This is a genomic window from Salmonella sp. SAL04202, from assembly GCF_046550775.1.
GTDB lineage: Bacteria > Pseudomonadota > Gammaproteobacteria > Enterobacterales > Enterobacteriaceae > Salmonella > Salmonella enterica.
In genome coordinates, this window is record NZ_JBGDXK010000012.1 from 1 (window position 1) to 23,853 (window position 23,853).

The window sequence follows — 23,853 nt, forward strand, 5'->3', positions numbered from 1 at the left end:
CTATCGTCGGGCGGGGTTACATCGTCATCGCCGCTATCGTCGGGCGGGGTTACATCGTCATCGCCGCTATCGTCGGGCGGGGTTACATCGTCATCGCCGCTATCGTCGGGCGGGGTTACATCGTCATCGCCGCTATCGTCGGGCGGGGTTACATCGTCATCGCCGCTATCGTCGGGTGGGGTTACATCGTCATCGCCGCTATCATCGGGTGGGGTTACATCGTCATCGCCGCTATCGTCGGGCGGGATCACATTGTCATCGCCGCCATCGTCAGGCGGGGTGACGTTGCCGCCATCGTCGGGTGGGGTAACGTCGCCGCCATTATCGGGCGTAGGGGGGGTATAAGAATGATTAGAATCTCCGCCACCGTTATTTTCAACGCCAATAGCCACACCTGCGACCAGTGCAGCAACGCCGCCAGCAACCCAGCCCCAGTGATTATCATTTTCAGGTGTAGCAAGGCAGGTCGGTGAGAGTTTTGCGCGTTTTTCTTTAGGCAGGGAGGAGATATTACTGGGACATTCTTTTTCATCATCGTTATTTTCTGCGGCGATGGCCGGAATGTAATAACTTTGTAGCGTTAAAGCGATAGCGATAGAAATAAGTTTTTTCTTTTGCATAGGGTTCATCCTTAATTAATATTTTCCTTGCGTACTAAACATATGCAGAGAGCGGTACAGGCAATGATGAAATGGCCAGAAGAAAAATTATGCTTTAGTGTTTATTTTATCACCCGATAACCAGGTCAGGTCAAATTGAGTGCTTAACGGTGTTATTTATTGTATGAATGAATAAGGGGTGAATTTGACGAGTAAAAGGGTTTTTAGGCAGAATTATTACTATTTAAATTTTTCTGGTGTATTTAAAGTTGATTTCTTAATTCACTTTTAAGTAAAAATAATTTGAGATTACGAGTAGTTGTAAAATAAAGCCCTGTTATTCAGGGCGTTATTTTAATTAATAATTAGAGAACCAATTTAATTTATCGCGTAAGCCAACGACCCGGCCAACGATAATCAGCGCCGGGCTTTCAACCTGTTGCGCTAATTCACCAAGCTGCGTCAGCACACCGTGGACGACGCGTTGCTTCACAGAGGTACCGTTTTCTACCAGCGCAACCGGCATATCGGCCTGCATACCGAATGCGATCAGTTTTTCCTGGATAGTCGCTGCCTGATTCAGCCCCATGTAGAACACCAGCGTCTGTTTTTCTGCCGCCAGGTTTTCCCAGTCCAGTTCGCCGCCGGTTTTCAGGTGACCCGTGACCAGACGTACGCTCTGTGCGTAATCGCGATGGGTTAGCGGAATACCGGAGTAGGCGGAGCAACCGGAAGCCGCGGTAATCCCCGGCACTACCGAGAAAGGAATACCGGCATGACACAGCGTTTCCAGCTCTTCACCGCCGCGACCAAAGATAAAGGGATCGCCGCCTTTCAGGCGTACCACGCGTTTACCTTTTTGCGCTTCACGCAGCAGGATCTGGTTGATTTCTTCCTGTGGGACGCAGTGGTAACCTGCGCGTTTCCCCACAAAGACCCGATCGGCATCGCGGCGTACCAGGTTCATAATGTCGTCGGAGACGAGGCGATCGTAAACCACGATATCCGCCTGTTGGATTTGTTGTAACCCTTTCAGCGTCAGCAGTCCGGCATCGCCCGGCCCGGCACCGACCAGCACGACTTCGCCACGGTGATCCAGCGGTTCGCTAAACAGGCGTTCGGTTGTCGCGTTAACCGCTTTCTCATCGGCATTCGCCAGCGACTGCGCCAGCCGGTCATTGACGAAAAATTTCTCCCAGAAGCGACGACGCTCGCCCATCGTGGCAAACTGCTTTTTCACTCGGGCGCGGAGTTGCCCGGCATAGCGCGCGACCTGCCCCAGATGCTGCGGCAGCAGCGATTCCAGCTTCTCGCGCAGCAGACGCGCCAGCACCGGGGAAGTGCCGCCCGAGGAGACGGCGACCATCAGCGGCGAGCGGTCAATAATGGAGGGCATGATAAAGCTGGCGGCTTTCGGCGCATCCACCACGTTGCAGAAGATACGGCGTGACTCCGCCGCGTCGCTGACACGCTGGTTGACGGTATCGTCGTCAGTGGCCGCGATCGCCAGCCAACACGAGTCGAGAAGCGTTTCGTCGAACGGACCCTCAACCAGAGTCAACATGCCTTCATTTGCCCATACGGTGAACTGTGGAATGAAGGTTAGCGCATTGATCGTTAAACGTGCGCCTGCTTCCAGCAGTAATCGTGCTTTGCGTTCTGCGACATCGCCACCGCCGACGATCAGACAGTCGCGGTCGCGTAATTGACAAAATATAGGCAAATGGTCCACGACATTACCCCTTAATGGTTAGCTGTAACCTTAATTTGGTTGGTTTTTTGCGGAACAGGACGCTCCGATTTCGGCGTAGCATACCAATAACCCAATCCCATGAACACGACGCCGGACAAAGTATTACCCAGAGTGACCCATAACAGGTTGTGTCCGATTCCGGACAGGGTATAGGCGTCGCTGTGATGACCAAACCAGGAGAGGGCGAACAGCGTCATATTCGCGACGGAGTGCTCGTAGCCGGAAGCGATAAACGCCAGCAGACACCACCAGATAGCAAGAAATTTTGCCGTGCCTTCGGTGCGGATTGCCATCCAGATTGCCAGACAAACCAGCCAGTTACACAGCGCGCCTTTGAAGAACAGTACCGTGGCGGGCGCGGTGGTTTTCGCCAGCGCGACTGAGTGAACGATGCTGGTATCGACCGGCAACAAACTGCCGCCGCCCCAGCTGTAAAGCAGGGCGACAAAGACGGAACCGACCAGGTTGCCGAGCCAGGTTTGCGGCAGGATAGCCCACATTTGACCGTGGCTGATGGTGCCTGCTTTGACGCCTAGCGTCAGGAACATGGTGTGGCCGGTAAACAGTTCGGAACCGGCGATGATGACCAGCGTTAAGGCGATACCGAAGGTTGCTCCCATCACCAAAGGACGCACTGACGGGTCGAGCAGATTGCCGAGGGTGAAAATAAGAATGATGCCGAGACCGACATAAGCCCCGGCCATTGCCGAACTGACCCAGAAGCCGAGCGGATTATTCGCCGACAGGCGTGCGATGCGCGCAGCGTTAGCCGCACACTTATTAATAGTGTCTGTAAACATTTGATTATCCTTGAAGTACAAAAAATAAAAAAAATCGTAACCGTAGGCCGGATAAGGCATTTATGCCGCCATCCGGCAATGTGCTTTTGCAATTGCCTGATGGCGCTACGCTTATCAGGCCTACCAATAAAAGACCTACAAGTACGTCAAAAAAGGGGAGGCGTTGCGCCTCCCAAAAATAATTAACCGCGCAACTGCACCACGCCGTCTTTCACCCGCGCGTCGTAATGTTTCACAGAGAACTGCTCATCTTCCATGCATAAACCATCGCTCAGGCGGAAGCGCTGCTTTTTCAACGGGCTGGCGACCCACAGTTCGCCCTGGTGTTCCGCAATCAGCCCACGAGACAGCACGCTGGCCTCAAAGAACGGGTCGATGTTGCTGATCGCGAACACCTGATCGCTATGGTAAGGACGGAAAATCGCCACCTGTTCGCCGCCTGACAGCGCGCAGACGCCGGTTCCCGGCAGGATATCATCGATTTTGCAGATGTTTTGCCACTGACTCATGCGTTTTCCTCCACCAGAGTGACCGGGATACGTTCATACGGCGTGGCCGGACGATGCTGTTCACGTTCAGGCACAACCTGGACGTTCGGGTCGCGTTTGTCGCTGTTGATAAAGTGCTTAAAGCGAACCTGCGCCGCTGGCGTGTTAACGGTTTCTGTCCACTCGCAGACCACCGCTGCACGCAGGCGCGCCATCTCTTCTTCCAGATGTTCGTTCAGGCCTAGCTTGTCGTCGATGATGACCGACTTCAGATACTCGATGCCGCCTTCCAGGTTATCCAGCCACGGCGCGGTACGCGTCAGCTTATCGGCGGTACGGATGTAGAACATCATAAAGCGGTCGAGGTACTTGATCAGCGTGTCGCGATCGAGATCGGCTGCCAGCAGATCCGCATGACGCGGTTTCATGCCGCCGTTACCGCAGACGTACAGGTTCCAGCCTTTCTCCGTGGCGATGATACCCACATCTTTGCCCTGCGCTTCCGCACATTCACGGGTACAGCCGGAGACGCCGAATTTCATTTTGTGCGGGGTACGAATGCCTTTGTAGCGGTTTTCCAGCTCCACGCCGAAACCGACGCTGTCGCCCACGCCGTAGCGGCACCAGGTGCTGCCGACGCAGGTTTTCGCCATCCGCAGCGCTTTGGCATACGCGTGACCGGTTTCGAAGCCCGCTTCAATCAGCTGACGCCAGATTTCCGGCAGATCGTCTTTTTGCGCGCCAAACAGACCGATACGCTGAGAACCGGTGATTTTGGTATAGAGGTTAAACTCGCGGGCGATACGCCCCACGGCCACCAGACCTTCCGGGGTGATTTCACCGCCTGCCGAGCGCGGGATCACCGAGTAGGTGCCGTCTTTCTGGATATTCGCCAGGAAGTTATCGTTAGTATCCTGTAGCGGCGTGTGCTGCGGCTTGAGGATGTATTCGTTCCAGCACGACGCCAGCAGCGAACCGACGGTTGGCTTACACACTTCGCAGCCGTAGCCTTTACCGTGTTTCGCCAGCAGTTCTTCAAAGGTTTTGATACCTTCCACGCGGATTAAGTGGAACAGTTCCTGACGAGAATAAGCAAAGTGCTCGCACAGGTTGTTGTTGACTTCAATACCCTGTTTCGCCAGTTCGGCGTTCAGTACCTGCGTCACCAGCGGGATGCAGCCGCCGCAGCCGGTTCCGGCTTTGGTTTCCGCTTTCAGCGCCGCCACGGTATGGCAGCCTTTATTGATAGCGGCGATCAGATCGCCTTTAGTCACATCGAAGCAGGAGCAGATCTGCGCGCTGTCCGGCAGTTTATCCACGCCGATAGCGGGTTTACCACTGCCCGCGTGCGACGGCAGGATCAGCGAATCCGGGTTTTCCGGCAGTTCGATGGCGTTCAGTACCAGTTGCAGCAAATTGCCGTAATCGCTGGTGTCGCCGACCAGTACTGCGCCGAGCAGCGTTTTGTTATCTTCGCTGACAATTAGACGTTTGTAGACTTCTTTGCTTTCATCGAGGTAAACGTAACTACGCGCGCCCGGCGTGCGGCCATGCGCGTCGCCGATGCCGCCGACGTCCACGCCCAGCAGCTTCAGCTTGGCGCTGAGATCCGCCCCTTCAAAGGCGTTTTCACTGCCGAGGATATGGTCAACGGCGACCTGGGCCATTTTATAGCCTGGTGCGACCAGACCGTAAACGCGGTTGTTCCAACTGGCGCACTCGCCGATAGCGTAGATATCCGGGTCAGACGTCTGGCAGGTGTCGTTAATCACGATCCCACCGCGCGGAGCGACGTCCAGACCGCACTGGGTAGCCAGTTTGTCGCGTGGACGAATACCGGTAGAGAAAACGATAAAGTCGACCTCCAGTTCGCTACCATCGGCAAAACGCATGGTTTTGCGCGCTTCGACGCCTTCCTGGACAATCTCTTTCGTGTTTTTGCTGGTGTGCACTCGCACGCCCATGCTTTCAATTTTGCGACGTAACTGCTCGCCACCCATATGATCCAGCTGTTCAGCCATCAGCATCGGAGCGAATTCAATCACGTGGGTTTCAACGCCGAGGTTTTTCAGCGCACCGGCGGCTTCTAGGCCCAGCAGACCACCGCCGACGACAGCACCACGTTTGCTACGGCGCGCACAAGACTCAATGGCGTTGAGATCTTCAATGGTGCGGTAAACGAAGCAGTCCTGCGTTTCCGAACCTTTAATCGGCGGGATCCACGGATAAGAGCCAGTCGCCATGATCAACTTGTCATAATAAACGGTACGACCCGCGCTGGAGTGAATCACTTTCTCCTGACGGTTAATGGTAATTGCGCGTTCGCCAACCAGTACCTTCACGCCGTGCTTCTCGTAAAATCCTTCACGCACCAGAGAGAGCTCTTCCGCGGTGTGGTGAGAGAAGTAGGATGACAGGTGGACACGGTCATAGGCTTTACGGGGTTCTTCACAGAACACGGTAATGTCGAACAGGCTAGCGTCGGATTTATCAAGGAGATCCTCAATAAAGCGGTGGCCGACCATACCATTACCGATAATAGCGAGTCTGACTTTGCTCATTTTTGCCTCGATTTCTTTTCTATTACCGCCTACCTTAACGATTCAGCAACCCCGCTTATTGATGTAAATCAAATTCACCTTTATATACCTCTTAATGGGTATATGGCTGATTTGTCTGAATTTTTATAAGTGGCGGAATTGTCAGACTTTTCATGTTTGTACAAATAACATACAAAATGAGGGGTTTTTAGACCAACAGGCCTACCTCGTCAGGAGGGGGATAGAGTGCCGGAGGGCGACGTCGCCTTATCCGGCCTACCAACAGCTTACGCTGTAGGCCGGATAAGACGCATCGCGGCGCCATCCGGCAATCATTATCAATGCGTAGCCGGCGCGCTATGCTGGCGATGACGGGACACAAAGCCGAGCGCAAAGCACATCACAAAGACCACCGCATACAGGCCATTCGCGGTGAGTAGCGCCGCCTGTGGACCGCTGTGCGCCACAATCGGGCCGGTGACGACGAAGGTCAGCATCGTTCCTATGGTGCCGCAGGTCAGAATAAAGTTAACCAGCTTAGGCGAGGCCACTTTCGTTTGCTGCGATCCCAGCGTAATGATGGAGGTATAAATGGCGCTGGAGAAGAAGCCCAGCGTCAGAATAAACCACGGCATATGCGCCTGCGTGCCGGTAATAAACAGATACATCAGTACCGCCGCCATACCCGCCAGTACGGTCAGAATGCGTTGCAGATCGAAAAAGCGCAGGATAAAGCTAAACGCCCACATGCCAAACATATAGGACATCCAGAAATCACTCACCAGCGCCCCGGCGTCATTCAGGCTCATGCCGAGGCCTTTGGCGTATTCCGGCACCCAGGAGATAAAGCCTAATTGACCGAGGATATAGCACAGCGCGGCGATGGCCAGAAACAGTACGCCAATGCCCCATTTTTCTTTGACGACAGGCGCCTGAGAGTGCTGCGCATGTTTACCCAGCGCCGGAAATTCACAGCCGAAGGTCAGGATGAAAATCGCCAGGTAGACCAGGCCGATGCAGGCGTAGACCCAGTACCACTCAATACTACGCGCCAGCAGGAAGGCGGCGACCATAGGAAAAATCATCCCCGCCATGCTGAAGAAGGAGTCGGTAAACAGCAGTCGGGAACCGCGCTGACGCCCTTCATACAGTTGCGTAATCAGGAAGGTGCCAATCGACATGGTGATCCCGCTGACCAGCCCCAGCACAAACATCGCCGCTGAGAACAACGCCAGGCTGTGGCTGAACATCAGCCCGGCCACCGCCAGCACCATCAGGATAAAACCAAAGCGTAGCTGTGTTTTCAGCGGGATGATTTCCATCAACCACGCATTGAGGAAGATCGAGATCAAAATCCCGGCGTTCAGGAAAGTAAAGGTGTTACTCATGCTGGAAACGGGCAGATGAAAATAGTCTGCGATATTTCCCATCACCATCCCGGTGACAATCACCAGCGCCCCGGTCAGGGCGTAGGAAAGAAAGCTGATCCATGTGAGCTTGATGCGGTTGCTGTTAGTCATGTCTGGCCTTGAAGAGAAGTGAAGCGCGTGGAGGGCGCGTTAAGCGGGCAGATTTTAGGCGTTTTTGTGATGTATTTAAATAATTATTAGTGATAGTAATGTTCATTACATTTTTTAATGTGATGTTTGTCACATCATATTGCAAGGACAAGGCGTTGCGTCGTAACGTTACATTTGTTTCATGTACGTAAAATTAGGTAAAGGGCTGGCCTGGCCCAGGAAGGCTCTTTAGAATCATTCCACTTGCTTTATTTCTGCTCTCTTTAAGGAAATCTCATGCTCAAATCGACTCTGGCGGCTGTCGCAGCTGTTTTCGCTCTTTCTGCTCTTTCTCCCGTAGCGTTGGCAGCAAAAGGCGATCCTCATGTGCTGTTAACCACCTCCGCCGGGAATATTGAGCTGGAGCTGAACAGCCAGAAAGCGCCGATTTCTGTGAAAAACTTTGTCGATTACGTCAACAGTGGTTTCTATAACAACACTACGTTTCACCGCGTTATTCCTGGCTTTATGATTCAGGGCGGTGGTTTTAACGAGCAGATGCAGCAGAAGAAACCGAATCCGCCGATTAAGAATGAAGCCGACAACGGTCTGCGTAATACTCGCGGCACGATCGCGATGGCGCGCACCGCAGATAAAGACAGCGCCACCAGCCAGTTCTTTATTAACGTCGCGGATAACGCTTTTCTCGACCACGGCCAGCGCGACTTTGGCTATGCGGTATTTGGTAAAGTGGTAAAAGGTATGGATGTCGCCGATAAAATCTCACAGGTACCGACGCACGATGTCGGGCCTTATCAGAATGTGCCGACAAAACCAGTCGTTATCCTTTCCGCGAAAGTCCTGCCATAAAACATGCCTGCGCGGGCGCGAGCCGCCCGCGTTTTCTCCCTGTCTCAGCGTAACCTGAAATTGCTGCTTATACTTGTGGTCAAGCACAGACATATTCAGGGAGGCCCGGTGAAGAAACTTACCGATAAACAAAAGTCACGCTTTTGGGAACAGCGGCGCAACGTTAACTTCCAGCAAAGCCGCCGTCTCGAAGGTATTGAGATCCCCTTAGTAACTCTGACCGCCGATGAAGCGCTGGCACGTCTTGACGAGCTTCGGAGGCACTATGAGCGATAAATTTGGCGAAGGGCGCGATCCGTACCTCTATCCGGGGCTGAATGTGATGCGTAATCGGCTGGGGATTCATCAGGCCCAGCGACTGGCGCAAGCGGCATATGAAATGACCGCGCTCCGTGCCGCCACGATTGAACTGGGGCCGCTGATACGCGGCTTGCCTCATCTGTGCGCGATTCATCGCCAGCTCTATCAGGATATTTTCGACTGGGCAGGGCAACTGCGGGAGGTCGATATTTACCAGGGCGATACCCGTTTCTGCCACTTTGCCTATATCGAAAAAGAGGGCAACGCTCTGATGCAGGATCTGGAAGAAGAGGGCTATCTGGTCGGTCTGGCGCACGAGAAGTTTGTCGAGCGGCTGGCGCATTACTACTGTGAAATTAACGTGCTTCATCCGTTTCGTTTGGGGAGCGGGCTGGCGCAGCGCATCTTCTTTGAACAGCTGGCGTTACATGCAGGCTATGCGCTGAGTTGGCAAGGTATTGCGGTTGAAACATGGAAGCAGGCGAACCAGAGCGGCGCGATGGGCGATCTCTCCGCTTTGCAGGCGATTTTTCAGAAAGCGATAAGCGAAGCTCGCGAAACTGAGTAAAATAGTGCGGTTCTACTCACCCGGAGCCGCCATGATCCTGCTTATCGATAACTATGATTCCTTTACCTGGAACCTCTACCAGTATTTTTGTGAACTGGGCGCGGAAGTACAGGTCCGGCGCAATGATGCGCTGACGCTGGCGCACATTGACGCTTTGAACCCGCAAAAAATCGTTATCTCTCCTGGCCCCTGTACGCCGAATGACGCTGGCATTTCACTGGCGGTCATCCGCCATTATGCCGGACGTATTCCGATGCTGGGCGTTTGCCTGGGTCATCAGGCGATGGCGCAGGCCTTTGGCGCGTCGGTGGTGCGGGCAGCGAAAGTGATGCACGGTAAAACGTCACCTGTTACGCATAATGGACAGGGCGTGTTTCGGGGATTGCCCAGCCCGTTAACCGTGACACGTTACCACTCGCTGATTGTCGACCCTGCCACGTTGCCAGAGTGTTTTGAGATCACCGCCTGGAGCGAAACGCAGGAGATTATGGGCATTCGCCACCGCGAGTGGGATCTGGAAGGCGTGCAGTTCCACCCGGAAAGTATTCTCAGCGAACAAGGACACGCTCTGCTGGAAAATTTCCTCCGGCGTTGATTTGTGGTTGCTATTGAGTGATTTTTTATTCATATTTTGTGATTATAATTTCACTGGCATTTCTACTTAACCGGGTGGTAATGATATGGCAACTGAACAAACGGCTATTACGCGCGCAACTTTTGATGAGGTGATTCTGCCTGTTTATGCACCGGCGGACTTTATTCCGGTCAAAGGTAAAGGCAGCCGCGTATGGGATCAGCAGGGCAAAGAGTATATCGATTTTGCCGGCGGGATTGCAGTGACTGCGCTGGGCCATTGCCATCCGGCACTGGTCGAGGCGCTGAAATCCCAGGGGGAAACCTTGTGGCATACCAGTAACGTTTTTACCAATGAACCGGCGTTGCGTCTGGGACGTAAACTGATCGACGCCACGTTTGCCGAGCGCGTGCTGTTTATGAATTCCGGCACCGAAGCGAACGAAACCGCTTTTAAACTGGCGCGTCATTATGCCTGCGTGCGCCATAGCCCGTTCAAAACGAAAATCATTGCCTTCCATAACGCCTTTCATGGCCGTTCCTTGTTTACCGTCTCTGTAGGCGGGCAGCCGAAATATTCCGACGGCTTTGGGCCAAAACCCGCCGATATTATTCACGTTCCCTTCAACGATCTTCATGCGGTGAAAGCGGTAATGGATGACCACACCTGCGCGGTGGTGGTCGAGCCGATTCAGGGTGAAGGCGGCGTGCAGGCGGCTACACCGGAATTCCTCAAAGGGTTACGCGACCTGTGTGACGAGCATCAGGCGTTGCTGGTGTTTGATGAAGTGCAGTGTGGGATGGGGCGCACCGGAGACCTGTTTGCCTATATGCACTACGGCGTCACGCCGGATATCCTCACCAGCGCCAAAGCGTTAGGCGGCGGTTTTCCGGTGAGCGCCATGCTGACCACGCAGGAGATCGCCTCGGCCTTCCATGTCGGTTCGCATGGTTCAACCTATGGCGGTAATCCGCTGGCCTGTGCGGTGGCTGGCGCGGCATTCGATATTATTAATACGCCAGAGGTACTACAAGGCATTCACACTAAGCGGCAACAGTTTGTGCAACATTTGCAGGCGATTGACGAGCAATTTGACATTTTCAGCGATATTCGCGGCATGGGGCTGCTGATTGGCGCGGAACTGAAACCGGAGTACAAAGGTCGGGCGCGCGATTTTCTGTACGCAGGCGCGGAGGCCGGCGTGATGGTGCTCAATGCCGGAGCCGACGTGATGCGTTTTGCCCCGTCGCTGGTGGTGGAAGAGGCGGATATCAATGAAGGAATGCAGCGCTTTGCGCAGGCGGTAGGGAAGGTGGTTGCCTGATGGCGGATTGCCGGATAAGCGTAGCGCATCCGGCAGTCGGTCTTAACCTTTTGTATCCCGTAGCCGCTTACTCAGCCAGATACCGTGATGCGGACGCTGACGCCAGGCCATCGACGAAATGGTGTGCATGGTGTTCAGATGGCCAATGATGCGCTGTAAATGTTGCTCCAGAGTGCTCAATAAGCCATGTGACGGCATGTCCGGCGACTCCAGAATATTGACATCGCCGGAGCCGCCTGGCCTGTCATACTCCAGGCGCTGCTGGCAGCGCTGAATCGCAATCTCGCAAGATTCCAGATAGCGCTGCGCCAGATCAGGCGTCAGCATGGTGTGTTCCCGCGCCAGCGTCGTCATAGCGTTGATATGCTCGACAATAAACTGGCTGTGCGTGACCCACAGTTTCATATCCGACAGATAGTGGGTATTGAATCCGGGTTCCTGCATTGCCTGATTTAACGAGTTGAATAACGTATTATGCGCCTGGTTGACCCGCATTCTTTGATAAGCGAGCGGGGTGGCCTGCGGATCGTTACTGAGGATCAGTCGGATAGCTTCTTGATCGGCTTCCAGCGCATCATGGGCGTTTTTACGTAATAGCCCGCTTTGCCATTGCGGCCACAGCCAGACCATGCCGCCAAAGGCAATTAAACAGCCAATCAGCGTATCGATCAGCCTCGGCACAATAAACTGCTCTCCGTTTAACGTCAGTAACTGGATGGTGTATACCGCCGTCACCGTAAAGCCGACCGTCGCCCAGCCGTAGTTTTTACGAATAATCAGATAACTTGCCAGCGTTAGTACCAGCATGACCGCCAGCGTAATGCTTTCGGGAATATGTAAGTGCAGCGTGACGCCGGCAATCACCAGGCCGACCAGCGTTCCGACCGAACGGTGCAGAATACGTACGCGCGTCGCGCCATAGCCGTTTTGGGTGACAAACAGCACTGTCATGAGTATCCAGTACGGTTTAGGCAGGTGCAACGCGCTGCCCATCAGACTGGCGATGCTCATCATCACGCTGATGCGTCCGGCGTTGCGTAGCGCCGGCGATTTTAGAGACATATAATTTTTCAGCGCCGGAAGTAGCGGCAGACGACGCTGTTTATCGGCCATCAGGTCGCGGGCGTACAGCGGCCGCTGAGTACGCAGCACACGGGCGATTCGACTGAAGTGCCAATAGCAGAACTGGCCTACCGGATTTTCAGGATGCTGATTGGCGATCTTCTCCAGAGCGCCAATCTGTTTTTCCATGGAGAAGCGCGTCGGCAGACGATGATAAAGAATGTCATCCGCCAGCACGCGCAGACGGGCGGCGACCGTTTGCGCATTCCAGCGAATCACCTCTTCCGCATGGCTGCGTTCTACCAGTTTCTGTACCTCTTCCGGCTGATGCAAGCTGACGGAGATGTGCTCCTGCAAATCCATCGCTTCCTGAAAAGCCCGCAGTAGACGCTTGTAATCATTATTGTTGTGCGCCGAAAGCATATGCATCTGTTGGTAACACTGGGTAATGAGATCGACCGCTTTTTGCTGGCGTATCAGCAGGGGAGGCAGCGCTTTTTCCGGATCAATATGTTGGGTGAGCAGGCTGTATTTCGCTTCGCAATAATCGGCCAGTTCACGGTATAACAAACTCAATGACTCGCGCAGCGGCTGTTCGCGCCATAGCCAGAACCAAAACCAGTTAAACACGCCGTACCATAGCGTGCCCAGCGCATAAATGAGCAGCGGCTCCCAGACGGGCATGTATCCCGCAAGACTCAGGGTAAAGATGGCGGCAATCAGCGACGCTGGCAGTAGCCGCGCGTGAAGCGGGCTAATTTCCGCCGTCACGCCAAGCACTAGCGTGAGCCCGGTCAGGATCAACGGCAGGGGGATGGATTCCGCCAGCAGAAGTTGCGTTACCAGACTGCATCCGGCGAACAGCGACGCGCCGATGATCAGGCGTTTAAAAAAGCGTTTGTGCGGGGTATCCAGACCTGCAATGTTGCAGCAGGCGGGAACGAGAGAGAAAAGCAAGCCCAGGTGTAGCTGGCCTATCAATAAACCAACAGCCACAGGCAGGCACAGCACCAGCGTTTGCCGTAGTGCGTAATTAATCTCTGGGTGATAAATCAGTCTTCGCCACATCGATGCAAACAAAAATGGCGCATGATAAAACGCGCCATTCTGACGGAATTAACGGGTGCCGTAGACGACGATGGTCTTGCCATGCGCGGAGATCAGGTTTTGATCTTCCAGCATTTTCAAAATACGACCAACGGTTTCGCGGGAGCAGCCGACGATCTGGCCGATTTCCTGACGGGTGATTTTGATCTGCATCCCATCCGGGTGCGTCATGGCATCGGGCTGTTTCGCCAGATTCAGCAGCGTCTGAGCGATACGCCCGGTGACGTCAAGGAAGGCGAGGTTACCTACTTTTTCAGAGGTGACTTGTAAGCGACGAGCCATCTGGGAAGAGAGGCGCATCAGAATATCCGGGTTGACCTGGATTAATTGGCGAAATTTTTTGTAGGAAATTTCAGCGACCTCACATGCGGTTTTCGCACGTACCCAGGCGCTGCGTTCCTGGCCTTCTTCAAACAGGCCCAGTTCACCAATAAAATCACCCTGATTCAGATAAGAAAGGATCATTTCTTTCCCTTCTTCATCTTTGATCAGCACTGCCACGGAGCCTTTAACGATGTAGTACAGCGTTTCTGCTTTTTCACCCTGGTGAATCAGCGTGCTCTTTGACGGGTACTTATGAATGTGGCAATGAGACAAGAACCATTCAAGAGTCGGGTCTGTTTGCGGTTTGCCAAGCACCATGCGCGGTTATCCTCTGTTATAAGCTGTCTCCAGAGCCAGAAAACGGCACTGTCTCTGGGGTTGCAAAAATATACTTCCCGCTACCTGGGAAGGGGGCTACGAAAATAGATTGTAGCCTGTAATGTGATGTCCTCTGCATACATGCAGTACGTCAATGTATTACTGTAGCATCTTGTCTGTTTTAGCATAGCTTTCGCCGTGTGTCTCCTGGTGTCTCGCTTCAGCATGACCCAGGTCGCCTTCCATTGCGACTTTTGTTGTATGCGCGTAATCTTTCAGGAAAATTGAAACATTGGAGTTACGAAATATGCAAGCGCGTGTAAAGTGGGTTGAAGGGCTCACGTTCCTCGGAGAGTCCTCCTCCGGCCACCAGATTTTAATGGATGGTAACTCCGGTGACAAAGCGCCGAGCCCGATGGAGATGGTATTAATGGCGGCTGGCGGATGTAGCGCTATTGATGTGGTATCAATCCTGCAAAAGGGCCGTCAGAATGTCACCAACTGCGAAGTGAAGCTGACATCCGAGCGCCGGGAAGACGCGCCGCGCCTGTTTACGCACATTAATCTGCATTTTATCGTTACCGGCAGCGATCTGAAAGAGGCTGCCGTCGCGCGCGCTGTCGATCTCTCCGCGGAAAAATATTGCTCGGTGGCGCTAATGCTGGAAAAAGCGGTCAATATTACCCATTCGTATGAAGTGATTGCGGCGTAACATGTGATGCCGGATGGCGGCGTGGCTTTATCCGGCCTACCCGTTTTTATCTCGTAGGCCCGATAAGCGTAGCGCCATCGGGCATTTCACCGCGGTTATTCGATTTTTTTGCCTTCCATTAATCGCTGCACCAGCGGCAACATAATCAGCTCCATCGCCAGCCCCATTTTGCCGCCCGGCACCACTAATGTATTAATGTGAGAAATAAACGAGCCCTGGAGCATCGCCAGGAGCCAGGGAAAATCGATCCCTTCCAGGTTGCGGAAATGGATCACCACAAAACTCTCATCCAGCGAGGGAATACCCTTTGCGGCGAACGGATTGGATGTATCGACGGTCGGTACGCGCTGGAAGTTAATATGGGTACGCGAGAACTGCGGCGTAATGTAATTGATGTAGTCGTCCATGGAACGCACCACGGAATCCATCACCGCTTCACGGGAGTGTCCGCGCTCGCTGGTGTCGCGAATCAGTTTCTGAATCCACTCGAGGTTGACGATAGGCACCACGCCAACCAACAGATCAACATGACGCGCGACATCATGTTGCGGGGTGACGACGCCGCCATGCAGTCCTTCATAAAACAGCACATCGGTCGGTTCGGGAAGCGGCTGCCAGGGCGTAAACGTGCCGGGAACCTGATTCCACGGTACGGCTTCATCATAGGTATGCAGATATTTACGCGACTGGCCTTTACCCGTCTGCCCGTACTCAATAAAGGTATGTTCCAGTAGGCTGAAGTCATTGGCTTCAGGCCCGAAATAGCTGATATGCCGCCCGGCGTCACGCGCTTTGCGGATCGCCATGTCCATTTCCGGGCGGGTGTAACGATGAAAACTGTCGCCTTCCACCTCGGCGGCGTGCAGATTTAACTGCGCGAAAATTTTACGAAACGCGAGGCTGGTGGTGGTGGTCCCCGCGCCGCTTGACCCTGTTACTGCTATCACCGGATGTTTGGCTGACATGGCAACTCCATGATTGAGCTTTAGTAATAATGTATTGTCGGCAAAGGCGTTTTATTCGCGAAACTGCTTTTTCGGCATAATATTGACCGTTTCATGTAATTCAGACCATACCAGCACGGCCTCGCCGGATTGCAGTTGGCGTTTTACGTCAGCGACTTTTTGTTCAAGCGAACGTTCATGTTCACCATAATCGGTGCCTTCGCGCAACACAAAGCTTTCGATCAGGTTGTCCAGCGTGTCGGGGGCGAGCCCCTGCCAGGGAATGATCATGATGACGCCTCCAGGTACGTTGTCAGCCAGTCAGGAATTCGGCGTTCCAGCCACATTTCAGGGCGCAGCGGCGTACCGCCGATAAATCCTACGTGTCCGCCATGCTCAGTTAGCTGATACTCCACCTGCGGGGGCAGATCTTCCGCTTTAGGGATCACATGATGATCCATAAACGGATCGTCTTTAGCGTGAATAATCAGCGTCGGTTTAGCAATCTGGTTAAGCAACGGCATGGCGCTACACTGACGATAGTAGTCGATGGCGTCGGCAAAGCCGTGAATTTTCGCGGTGATCAGGTCGTCAAACTCGCGAATACGGCGCATTGATTTCAGTTGCGCCAGATTCACCGGCAGCGACCCGGGGTACGCCGCCAGCTTGCGTGACGCATTCGCTTTTAACAGATTAAGCAAATAACGCTGATAGACGCGGGAAAACCCTTTGTCCATATGGTAGCTACAGGCTTCGAGAACAAAGGGCGCAGAAACAATCACCGCCGCCTCGATGGGAATATCGCGGCCTTCTTTCGCCAGCAGGCACGCCAGCATATTACCGCCGAGCGAATAGCCCACGGCGGCTGTCGGAACGGCGCCGAACTCCCGCTGTAACCAGCGTAAAAACCAGGCTCCGTCCTCCGTTTCACCGGAGTGGTAAATACGATTCAGACGGTTGGGTTCGCCGCTACAGCCGCGAAAGTGCATCACCACGCCCAGCCAACCGCGCTTTTGCGCCGCCTCAATCAGCCCGTGGGCATAGGGGCTGTTCAGGCTGCCTTCCAGACCGTGAAAGACCACCAGCCGCGGTTTATGCTTTGCCTGTTGCGGTTCTTCGCTCCATGCCAGATCGACAAAATCGCCGTCCGGTAGCTCCAGCCGCTGCCAGTGGGCGTTGAACTTCACTTTGCGGCGGATTAAGCGCGGCAGCATAGTTTGTAAATGGCGATTACGAATGCCACGCATGGGAATAAATTCATGCGAGTCATTGACAGGCGGGGTCATTTCTGTAGACGTGATCTCAACCATAGCACCAGAACAATTGATAATTGGAAACAATACTATACCGCGCATAAGGTTCACAGATTAGTCAATATGTGATTTTACGTTCAATTGGTCGTCTGGCGAAATAAAATTGCGCCTCATTTCACCAGAGGGGGCGGTATGCAAGGCGCGCGCAATACCCCACAGAAATCGCGTGAACCTCTGCATCAGCCGAATTAATCGTGGTAGTGTGGCAACACGATAGTTATGTGACTCAAGGAGAAGGCATGTCGAAAACACTTTTACAGATCCATTTTAACTTTAGCGGCCCTTTTGGCGAGGAGATGACTCAGCAACTGGTCGGGCTGGCGGAGTCTATCAATGAGGAGCCGGGCTTCATCTGGAAAATCTGGACAGAAAGCGAGAAAAACCAGCAAGCTGGCGGCATTTACTTGTTTGAATCCGAAGAAACGGCGCAGGCTTATATTAAAAAACACACTGCGCGTCTGAAAAATCTTGGCGTTGATGAGGTGACGTTTACATTATTTGGCGTGAACGACGCGCTGACGAAAATAAATCACGGCAACCTTTGCCGCTAAATCACATAACGCAGGCTTCTGTTCCGGTGCTGCCGACCGCAACGGTAATCTTTATACCGGGACGAGTACCGAAGAGGCCTTTATGGACGAACAGCGGACAACGAACGTTCTCTTTCAGCGTGTGCAGCGCCTCGGCGGTCGGGCGATGTTACCCTTTTCCACAAACATCATGAAGATGGTGAGCTTGCGGAAGGTAATGTCATCAGTGATTGACAGGTTCATCGCCCGCCCCGCGCGTTAGTCGTTCTGCATCATCTGCTCAAGCTGCTCCTGCGCCTCAAGCCATGCCATTTCACATTCTTCCAGCCCGGATTTGGCGCTGGCCTGCAGTTGCAGACACTCGGTCATCTCCGCTTTACGGCTGGGGTCATACAGGCTGCTGTCGCCGAGCTTCTCTTCCGCCTGCGCTAACTGGGCGTTGAGCTTTTCCATCTCTTTTTCCAGACGGGTAATCTCTTTACGCAGCGGCTGCGTCAGAGTGCGTAGCTCGGCTTCGCGACGCTTCTGATCTTTGCGTGACTGGGCGCTGTTGGCGTTGTTTTCCTTCGGTGCGTCGTCGGCCTGGTTTTCCTGCTTCTGCACGTCACTCAGCCACTGCTGATAATCTTCCAGGTCGCCGTCGAACGGCTCGACCTTTTTGTCGTGCACCAGATAGAGGTCGTCAGTGGTGGAGCGAATCAGGTGGCGGTCGTGCGACACGACGACCAATGCGCCTTCAAAATCAATCAGCGCTTCGGTGAGCGCCTGACGCATGTCGAGATCCAGGTGGTTGGTCGGTTCATCGAGCAGCAGCAGGTTTGGACGTTGCCAGACGATCAGCGCCAGCACCAGACGCGCTTTCTCGCCGCCAGAGAAGCGTTGCGTCTCTTCCGTTACTTTGTCGCCCTGGAAACCGAAGCCGCCGAGATAGTCGCGCAGCTTCTGCTCCAGTTCCTGCGGCGCCAGACGCGCCATATGTTGCAGCGGGGATTCATCCGCGCGCAGGAACTCCAGTTGGTGCTGGGCGAAGTAGCCGAGCTTAATGCCTTTGGCGAGGCCAATTTCACCATGTAGCGGCTCCAGTTCGCCCGCCAGCAGCTTGATCAGCGTCGATTTCCCCGCGCCGTTGCGGCCCAGCAGGCCGATACGCGAGCCGGGCACCAGGTTCAGCTTGATGGATTCCAGAATGATGCGATCGCCATAACCTGCGCTGACTTTTTCCATCTTCAGCAGCGGGTTCGGCAGGCTTTCCGGCGCGCGGAAGCTGAAATGGAACGGGTTGTCGACATGAGCCGGGGCAATCAGCTCCATACGCTCCAGCATCTTGATACGGCTTTGCGCCTGCTTGGCCTTGGTGGCCTTGGCGCGGAAACGGTCGATGTAGCTTTGCAGATGCGCCACACGCTCCTGCTGACTCTCATACATCGCCTGCTGCTGCGCCAGGCGCGTGGCGCGCTGAACTTCAAACGCGCTGTAGTTGCCGGTGTACTCGAACAGAGTCTGCTGTTCGATATGGATAATTTTATCCACTATCGGGTCAAGAAAGTCGCGATCGTGGGAGATCAGAATCAGGGTGCCCGGATAGCTCTTCAGCCATTTTTCCAGCCAGATAACGGCATCCAGATCGAGGTGGTTGGTCGGTTCGTCGAGCAGCAGTAAATCGGAACGGCAAATCAGCGCCTGGGCCAGGTTAAGGCGCATCCGCCAGCCGCCGGAAAAGTCGCTGACCGGACGTTCCAGCTGATCGTTAGAGAAGCCGAGACCGTGTAGCAGGCTGGCGGCGCGCGAACGAACGGTCCATGCGTCGATGGCGTCCAGCTTGCCATGTATGGAGGCGATAGCATGTCCGTCGTTACGTTCGTTGGCGTCGTTAAGCTGCGCCTCCAGCTGCCGGTATTCACGGTCGCCGTCAATGACATACTCAATCGCTGGCTGAGGCAACGCAGGTGTTTCCTGATTCACCCACGCTAATTGCCAGGTTCCGGGCAGGGTAAAACTCCCGGCATCGGCGCTGATTTCATTTTTTAGCAATGCCAGCAGGGTAGATTTACCGCAGCCGTTTTTACCCACCAGGCCGACTTTCTGGCCTGGATTAATGGTAGCCGAGGCATTGTCCAGTAGGACGCGCACGCCGCGACGAATTTGTAACGAGGAGAAAACAATCATAAGGCGCCGTATGTTCAGACTATGTTAATTTATCATTATGATAATGTAATATTCGGGCGTACCGCCGCGCTGGAGCGCAATGGTAGCTCAAAACAACAACGATACACAAAATCATTCAGGCCGCCTTTGGTGAGGGACAAGAATATCTCTCATTAATCCCCAGCGGCGGACATGGAGTACGTTTCTGAGTTGAACAAACGCTGTCAACGTAGAAGCGGCCTGAAGAATGGCATGTATCGACCCAAAACAACCGGGAGGGGGATTGATGTCTCAGCCAGCGAAAGTCTTGCTGTTGTATGCCCATCCGGAATCTCAGGACTCGGTTGCTAACCGGGTACTGCTTAAACCGGCCATACAGCACAATAACGTAACCGTGCACGATCTTTATGCGCGCTATCCTGATTTTTTTATCGATACGCCCTATGAACAAGCCCTGTTACGTGAGCACGACGTCATTGTTTTTCAGCATCCCCTTTACACCTATAGCTGTCCGGCTTTACTGAAAGAATGGCTTGATCGCGTTTTGAGTCGAGGGTTCGCCAGCGGACCAGGGGGAAACCAACTGGTGGGAAAGTACTGGCGTAGCGTGATTACGACCGGCGAGCCGGAGAGCGCTTACCGGTATGACGCGCTAAACCGCTATCCAATGAGCGATGTACTCCGCCCTTTTGAACTGACCGCGGCCATGTGCCGGATGCACTGGATGCCGCCCATTATTGTGTACTGGGCGCGCCGCCAGTCGCCGCAGACGCTGGCCAGTCATGCGAAAGCCTATGGCGAGTGGCTGGCGAATCCTGTGAGCGCGGGAGGCTATTGATGGAAGGTGCTGATTTATTGACCGCGGGAGTGTTGTTCCTCTTCGCAGCGGTAGCGGCGGTGCCGTTAGCCGCCAGGCTGGGCATCGGCGCGGTGCTAGGGTATTTGCTGGCGGGAATCGCCATCGGTCCGTGGGGGCTGGGATTTATCAGCGACGTTGACGAGATCCTGCACTTTTCCGAACTGGGCGTCGTGTTTCTGATGTTTATCATTGGTCTCGAACTCAATCCGTCCCGGCTTTGGCAACTGCGGCGCTCTATCTTCGGCGTCGGCGCTGCTCAGGTGCTGTTAAGCGCGGCGGTGCTGGCGGGATTATTGATGCTTGCTGATTTCTTATGGCAGGCGGCGGTCGTCGGCGGGATTGGCCTGGCGATGTCTTCGACGGCGATGGCGCTACAACTGATGCGCGAGAAAGGCATGAACCGTAGCGAGTCCGGGCAGTTAGGGTTTTCCGTCTTACTGTTTCAGGATTTAGCGGTGATCCCCGCGCTGGCGTTGGTGCCTTTGTTGGCGGGATCGGCCGACGAGCATTTCGACTGGTTTAAAGTGGCAATGAAGGTACTGGCTTTCGCGGTAATGCTGATTGGCGGTCGTTACCTGTTGCGCCCGGTATTTCGTTTTATTGCTGCGTCCGGCGTGCGGGAGGTCTTCACTGCCGCGACGCTGTTGCTGGTGTTGAGCGCCGCCTTATTTATGGATGCGCTGGGACTGTCGATGGCCCTGGGAACCTTCATTGCCGGCGTTTTACTGGCAGAGAGCGAATACCGGCATGAGCTGGAAAATGCTATCGATCCCTTTAAAGGTTTACTGCTTGGGCTGTTCTTTATCTCCGTCGGTATGTCGCTAAATCTCGGCGTACTTTATACCCATTTACTGTGGGTGGCGGCGAGCGTTGTTATTCTGGTCGTCATAAAAATGCTGACGCTGTATCTGCTGGCGCGGCTATATGGAATAAGAAGTTCTGAACGGATGCAGTTTGCCAGCGTGCTGAGTCAGGGGGGCGAGTTCGCTTTTGTGCTCTTTTCTACCGCCTCTTCTCAGCGCCTGTTTCAGGGCGATCAGATGGCGTTATTATTGGTGACTGTCACATTATCAATGATGACCACGCCGCTACTGATGAAAGGGATTGATAAGTGGTTATCGCGCCGTCTTAATGGCCCGGAAGAGAATGATGAAAAGCCGTGGGTTGAGGATGATAAGCCCCAGGTAATTGTCGTCGGCTTTGGTCGTTTTGGTCAGGTGATCGCTCGCTTATTGATGGCGAATAAGATGCGTATCACCGTGCTGGAACGCGATATCGGCGCCGTTAATCTGATGCGCAAATATGGTTATAAAGTGTATTACGGCGACGCTACACAAGTCGAGCTGCTGCGTTCTGCGGGCGCGGAAGCGGCGGAGTCGATAGTCATCACGTGTAATGAACCGGAAGACACGATGAAGCTGGTGGCGCTGTGTCAGCAGCATTTTCCTCATCTGCATATTCTTGCGCGAGCGCGTGGACGTGTGGAGGCCCATGAGTTATTACAGGCTGGCGTCACGCAGTTTTCCCGTGAAACGTTTTCCAGCGCGCTGGAACTGGGACGTAAAACTCTGGTGTCGTTAGGTATGCATCCGCATCAGGCGCAACGCGCGCAGTTGCATTTTCGCCGGCTGGATATGCGAATGTTGCGGGAGCTGATCCCGGAGCATAGCGACATGGTACAGATTTCGCGCGCCAGAGAGGCCCGACGCGAGCTGGAGGAGATTTTTCAGCGCGAAATGCAACAGGAACGGCGCCAGTTGGATGGCTGGGATGAATTTGAGTAGAGGTGAACAATGGCAATCCGTAAACGTTTTATTGCAGGCGCGAAATGTCCGGCCTGTCAGGCGCAGGACACAATGGCGATGTGGCGTGAAAATAATGTCGATATTGTTGAATGCGTTAAGTGCGGGCATCAAATGCGGGAAGCGGATAAAGACGTTCGCGAGCATGTTCGCAAAGAAGAGCAAGTGATCGGGATTTTTCATCCGGACTAGCGATATGCCGCAGGTTTTTTTAAGCTAAGGGGTACACGGCTGCAGAATTCCGCTACAATCTGCGCCACTATTCTTCCCATGCTCAGGAGATATCATGAAAGTAGCAAAAGACCTGGTGGTCAGCCTGGCCTATCAGGTACGTACAGAAGACGGTGTGTTGGTTGATGAGTCTCCGGTGAGTGCGCCGCTGGATTACCTGCACGGTCACGGCTCCCTGATCTCTGGTCTGGAAACCGCGCTGGAAGGCCATGAAGTTGGCGACAAATTTGATGTCGCTGTTGGCGCGAACGACGCTTACGGTCAGTATGACGAAAATCTGGTGCAGCGTGTGCCTAAAGACGTCTTTATGGGCGTTGATGAACTGCAGGTAGGGATGCGTTTCCTGGCGGAAACCGACCAGGGCCCGGTACCGGTAGAGATTACCGAAGTGGAAGACGATCACGTTGTGGTTGATGGTAACCACATGCTGGCGGGCCAGAATCTGAAATTTAACGTAGAAGTTGTTGCGATTCGTGAAGCGACTGAAGAAGAACTGGCTCACGGTCATGTTCACGGCGCGCACGATCACCACCACGATCACGGTGAAGACGGCTGCTGTGGCGGTCATGGTCATGACCATGGTCACGAGCACGGCGGCGAAGGCTGCTGCGGTGGTGGTGGTAAAGGCGGCTGCGGTTGCCATTAATCCCCGTCGTCTTTCAAGCCACCGCGGTGTTGGCTACGCTTTCAAACCCCGGTCACACACATAGTTATCTATGCTCCCGGGGAATTTTCAAGCTTGCCGCCTTGCCGTGACTCGAAATCCTTAGGGTATTATCATTGGTTCGATAAATCATCGGGCACAAAAAAAGCGGGTTAACCCCGCTTTTTTTTCGTCTCAATAATGCGGCGGCGGCGTTTCTTCTGCCTGAGAGGCGATATTTGACGGCTGACTGGCTTTTAACTTTTCCGTGAGCAAACGCAGATGATCGCGCAGCTTCGCCATCTCCATTTCATGTGCGGTTACCGTCAGGTTTAGTTCTTCTATGGTAATCTCCTGGAACGCCAGACGGCTTTCCAGTTCAGCCAGACGAGCTTCCATCGTGATATCCTGCATGATGTACCTCTTTATGTTGTCTCCGTCGGCGGATTCTACTTAACTTTACCGGCTTTCACAGCAACCATTACGCGCCCTACGAAACTAATTTAAACAAAAAGAGTCTGAAAAGAAGTGATAATAGGGCGTGTTCG

23 protein-coding genes and 2 pseudogenes are annotated in these 23,853 nt (G+C 53.9%); 11 read left to right on the forward strand and 14 right to left on the reverse strand.

All coding sequences use genetic code 11. From position 1 onward, the window contains the following. The 6 genes and pseudogenes from ACLJQJ_RS22870 to tsgA all read right to left on the reverse strand — a co-directional run. Window positions 1-629 (reverse strand): annotated as a pseudogene (locus ACLJQJ_RS22870) (autotransporter adhesin BigA); the annotation flags it as partial. Between the two features lie 328 nt (window positions 630-957). After that, window positions 958-2,331 (reverse strand): siroheme synthase CysG, encoded by a 1,374-nt coding sequence (gene cysG, locus ACLJQJ_RS22875; RefSeq protein ID WP_000349886.1) that lies wholly within the window; start codon window positions 2,329-2,331, stop codon window positions 958-960. Between the two features lie 11 nt (window positions 2,332-2,342). Then, window positions 2,343-3,152: a nitrite transporter NirC gene (nirC, locus tag ACLJQJ_RS22880; RefSeq protein ID WP_000493576.1), complete on the reverse strand. Its 810-nt coding sequence runs from the start codon at window positions 3,150-3,152 to the stop codon at window positions 2,343-2,345. 182 nt (window positions 3,153-3,334) lie between these two features. After that, entirely contained in the window at window positions 3,335-3,661 is a 327-nt protein-coding gene (gene nirD / locus ACLJQJ_RS22885; RefSeq protein ID WP_000084814.1) for a nitrite reductase small subunit NirD, read from the reverse strand. Continuing rightward, window positions 3,658-6,201, reverse strand: a complete 2,544-nt coding sequence (gene nirB, locus ACLJQJ_RS22890) for an NADPH-nitrite reductase large subunit (protein WP_023231896.1) — start codon at window positions 6,199-6,201, stop codon at window positions 3,658-3,660. The genes nirD and nirB overlap by 4 nt, the downstream gene beginning before the upstream one ends. Before the next feature lie 317 nt (window positions 6,202-6,518). Next, window positions 6,519-7,700, reverse strand: coding sequence for an MFS transporter TsgA (gene tsgA / locus ACLJQJ_RS22895; RefSeq protein WP_063809658.1), 1,182 nt, complete (start codon window positions 7,698-7,700; stop codon window positions 6,519-6,521). Window positions 7,701-7,976: 276 nt separating this feature from the next. On the opposite strand from tsgA, the gene ppiA reads away from it, so the two are divergent. The 5 genes from ppiA (at window position 7,977) to ACLJQJ_RS22920 (ending at window position 11,315) form a co-directional block, all read left to right on the forward strand. Continuing rightward, window positions 7,977-8,549 (forward strand): peptidylprolyl isomerase A, encoded by a 573-nt coding sequence (ppiA, locus tag ACLJQJ_RS22900; RefSeq protein WP_000920481.1) that lies wholly within the window; start codon window positions 7,977-7,979, stop codon window positions 8,547-8,549. 108 nt (window positions 8,550-8,657) lie between these two features. Beyond that, window positions 8,658-8,825 carry a YhfG family protein gene (locus tag ACLJQJ_RS22905; protein WP_001519136.1) on the forward strand — a complete coding sequence of 56 codons (168 nt, stop codon included), beginning with the start codon at window positions 8,658-8,660 and terminating at the stop codon, window positions 8,823-8,825. Next, window positions 8,815-9,417: a putative adenosine monophosphate-protein transferase Fic gene (locus ACLJQJ_RS22910; protein ID WP_001280665.1), complete on the forward strand. Its 603-nt coding sequence runs from the start codon at window positions 8,815-8,817 to the stop codon at window positions 9,415-9,417. Before ACLJQJ_RS22905 ends, ACLJQJ_RS22910 begins: the two co-directional genes overlap by 11 nt. A 31-nt stretch (window positions 9,418-9,448) precedes the next feature. Further along, a complete protein-coding gene (gene pabA, locus ACLJQJ_RS22915; RefSeq protein WP_000601879.1) occupies window positions 9,449-10,012 on the forward strand; it encodes an aminodeoxychorismate synthase component 2 in 564 nt (187 codons plus the stop codon). An 85-nt stretch (window positions 10,013-10,097) separates the two neighbouring features. Then, window positions 10,098-11,315 carry an aspartate aminotransferase family protein gene (locus tag ACLJQJ_RS22920; protein ID WP_000190021.1) on the forward strand — a complete coding sequence of 406 codons (1,218 nt, stop codon included), beginning with the start codon at window positions 10,098-10,100 and terminating at the stop codon, window positions 11,313-11,315. 42 nt (window positions 11,316-11,357) lie between these two features. Here the strand turns inward: ACLJQJ_RS22920 and ACLJQJ_RS22925 are convergent, their stop codons facing one another. Both ACLJQJ_RS22925 and crp read right to left on the reverse strand, forming a co-directional pair. Then, window positions 11,358-13,445 carry a YccS/YhfK family putative transporter gene (locus ACLJQJ_RS22925; RefSeq protein WP_000269311.1) on the reverse strand — a complete coding sequence of 696 codons (2,088 nt, stop codon included), beginning with the start codon at window positions 13,443-13,445 and terminating at the stop codon, window positions 11,358-11,360. 48 nt (window positions 13,446-13,493) lie between these two features. Further along, on the reverse strand, window positions 13,494-14,126 hold the full coding sequence (gene crp / locus ACLJQJ_RS22930; RefSeq protein ID WP_000242758.1) for a cAMP-activated global transcriptional regulator CRP: 633 nt from the start codon (window positions 14,124-14,126) through the stop codon (window positions 13,494-13,496). A 307-nt stretch (window positions 14,127-14,433) separates the two neighbouring features. On the opposite strand from crp, the gene ACLJQJ_RS22935 reads away from it, so the two are divergent. Further along, a complete protein-coding gene (locus ACLJQJ_RS22935) occupies window positions 14,434-14,838 on the forward strand; it encodes an OsmC family protein (RefSeq protein ID WP_001148919.1) in 405 nt (134 codons plus the stop codon). A 95-nt stretch (window positions 14,839-14,933) separates the two neighbouring features. On the opposite strand, the gene ACLJQJ_RS22940 is transcribed toward ACLJQJ_RS22935, so the two are convergent. The 3 genes from ACLJQJ_RS22940 to ACLJQJ_RS22950 are packed head-to-tail and all read right to left on the reverse strand — an operon-like array spanning window position 14,934 to window position 17,137. Then, complete coding sequence (locus ACLJQJ_RS22940; RefSeq protein ID WP_001274690.1) at window positions 14,934-15,803, reverse strand: phosphoribulokinase; 870 nt, start codon at window positions 15,801-15,803, stop codon at window positions 14,934-14,936. 51 nt (window positions 15,804-15,854) lie between these two features. Further along, a complete protein-coding gene (locus tag ACLJQJ_RS22945) occupies window positions 15,855-16,073 on the reverse strand; it encodes a YheU family protein (protein WP_000586568.1) in 219 nt (72 codons plus the stop codon). Further along, window positions 16,070-17,137 carry a hydrolase gene (locus ACLJQJ_RS22950; protein WP_001214115.1) on the reverse strand — a complete coding sequence of 356 codons (1,068 nt, stop codon included), beginning with the start codon at window positions 17,135-17,137 and terminating at the stop codon, window positions 16,070-16,072. Before ACLJQJ_RS22950 ends, ACLJQJ_RS22945 begins: the two co-directional genes overlap by 4 nt. Window positions 17,138-17,334: 197 nt before the next feature. On the opposite strand from ACLJQJ_RS22950, the gene ACLJQJ_RS22955 reads away from it, so the two are divergent. Beyond that, window positions 17,335-17,646, forward strand: coding sequence for a monooxygenase (locus ACLJQJ_RS22955; RefSeq protein ID WP_000047690.1), 312 nt, complete (start codon window positions 17,335-17,337; stop codon window positions 17,644-17,646). 76 nt (window positions 17,647-17,722) lie between these two features. Here the strand turns inward: ACLJQJ_RS22955 and ACLJQJ_RS22960 are convergent. Both ACLJQJ_RS22960 and ACLJQJ_RS22965 read right to left on the reverse strand, forming a co-directional pair. Next, window positions 17,723-17,868: pseudogene (locus tag ACLJQJ_RS22960) on the reverse strand (LysR family transcriptional regulator); the annotation flags it as partial. Between the two features lie 15 nt (window positions 17,869-17,883). Continuing rightward, entirely contained in the window at window positions 17,884-19,791 is a 1,908-nt protein-coding gene (locus ACLJQJ_RS22965; protein ID WP_000634765.1) for an ABC transporter ATP-binding protein, read from the reverse strand. Window positions 19,792-20,056: 265 nt separating this feature from the next. Between ACLJQJ_RS22965 and kefG the strand changes: the two genes are divergently transcribed. The 4 genes from kefG (at window position 20,057) to slyD (ending at window position 23,308) form a co-directional block, all read left to right on the forward strand. Then, a complete protein-coding gene (kefG, locus tag ACLJQJ_RS22970; protein WP_000081820.1) occupies window positions 20,057-20,608 on the forward strand; it encodes a glutathione-regulated potassium-efflux system ancillary protein KefG in 552 nt (183 codons plus the stop codon). Continuing rightward, complete coding sequence (gene kefB, locus ACLJQJ_RS22975) at window positions 20,608-22,413, forward strand: glutathione-regulated potassium-efflux system protein KefB (RefSeq protein ID WP_000398133.1); 1,806 nt, start codon at window positions 20,608-20,610, stop codon at window positions 22,411-22,413. The genes kefG and kefB overlap by 1 nt, the downstream gene beginning before the upstream one ends. A gap of 9 nt (window positions 22,414-22,422) precedes the next feature. Beyond that, the gene (locus tag ACLJQJ_RS22980) at window positions 22,423-22,623 is read left to right on the forward strand and encodes a YheV family putative zinc ribbon protein (protein WP_001007735.1); all 201 of its coding nucleotides are present in this window, start codon (window positions 22,423-22,425) and stop codon (window positions 22,621-22,623) included. 94 nt (window positions 22,624-22,717) lie between these two features. Then, on the forward strand, window positions 22,718-23,308 hold the full coding sequence (slyD, locus tag ACLJQJ_RS22985; protein WP_000861341.1) for a peptidylprolyl isomerase: 591 nt from the start codon (window positions 22,718-22,720) through the stop codon (window positions 23,306-23,308). Between the two features lie 192 nt (window positions 23,309-23,500). Here the strand turns inward: slyD and ACLJQJ_RS22990 are convergent, their stop codons facing one another. Further along, complete coding sequence (locus ACLJQJ_RS22990; protein WP_001152701.1) at window positions 23,501-23,719, reverse strand: protein SlyX; 219 nt, start codon at window positions 23,717-23,719, stop codon at window positions 23,501-23,503. Between the last annotated feature and the right edge of the window lie 134 nt (window positions 23,720-23,853).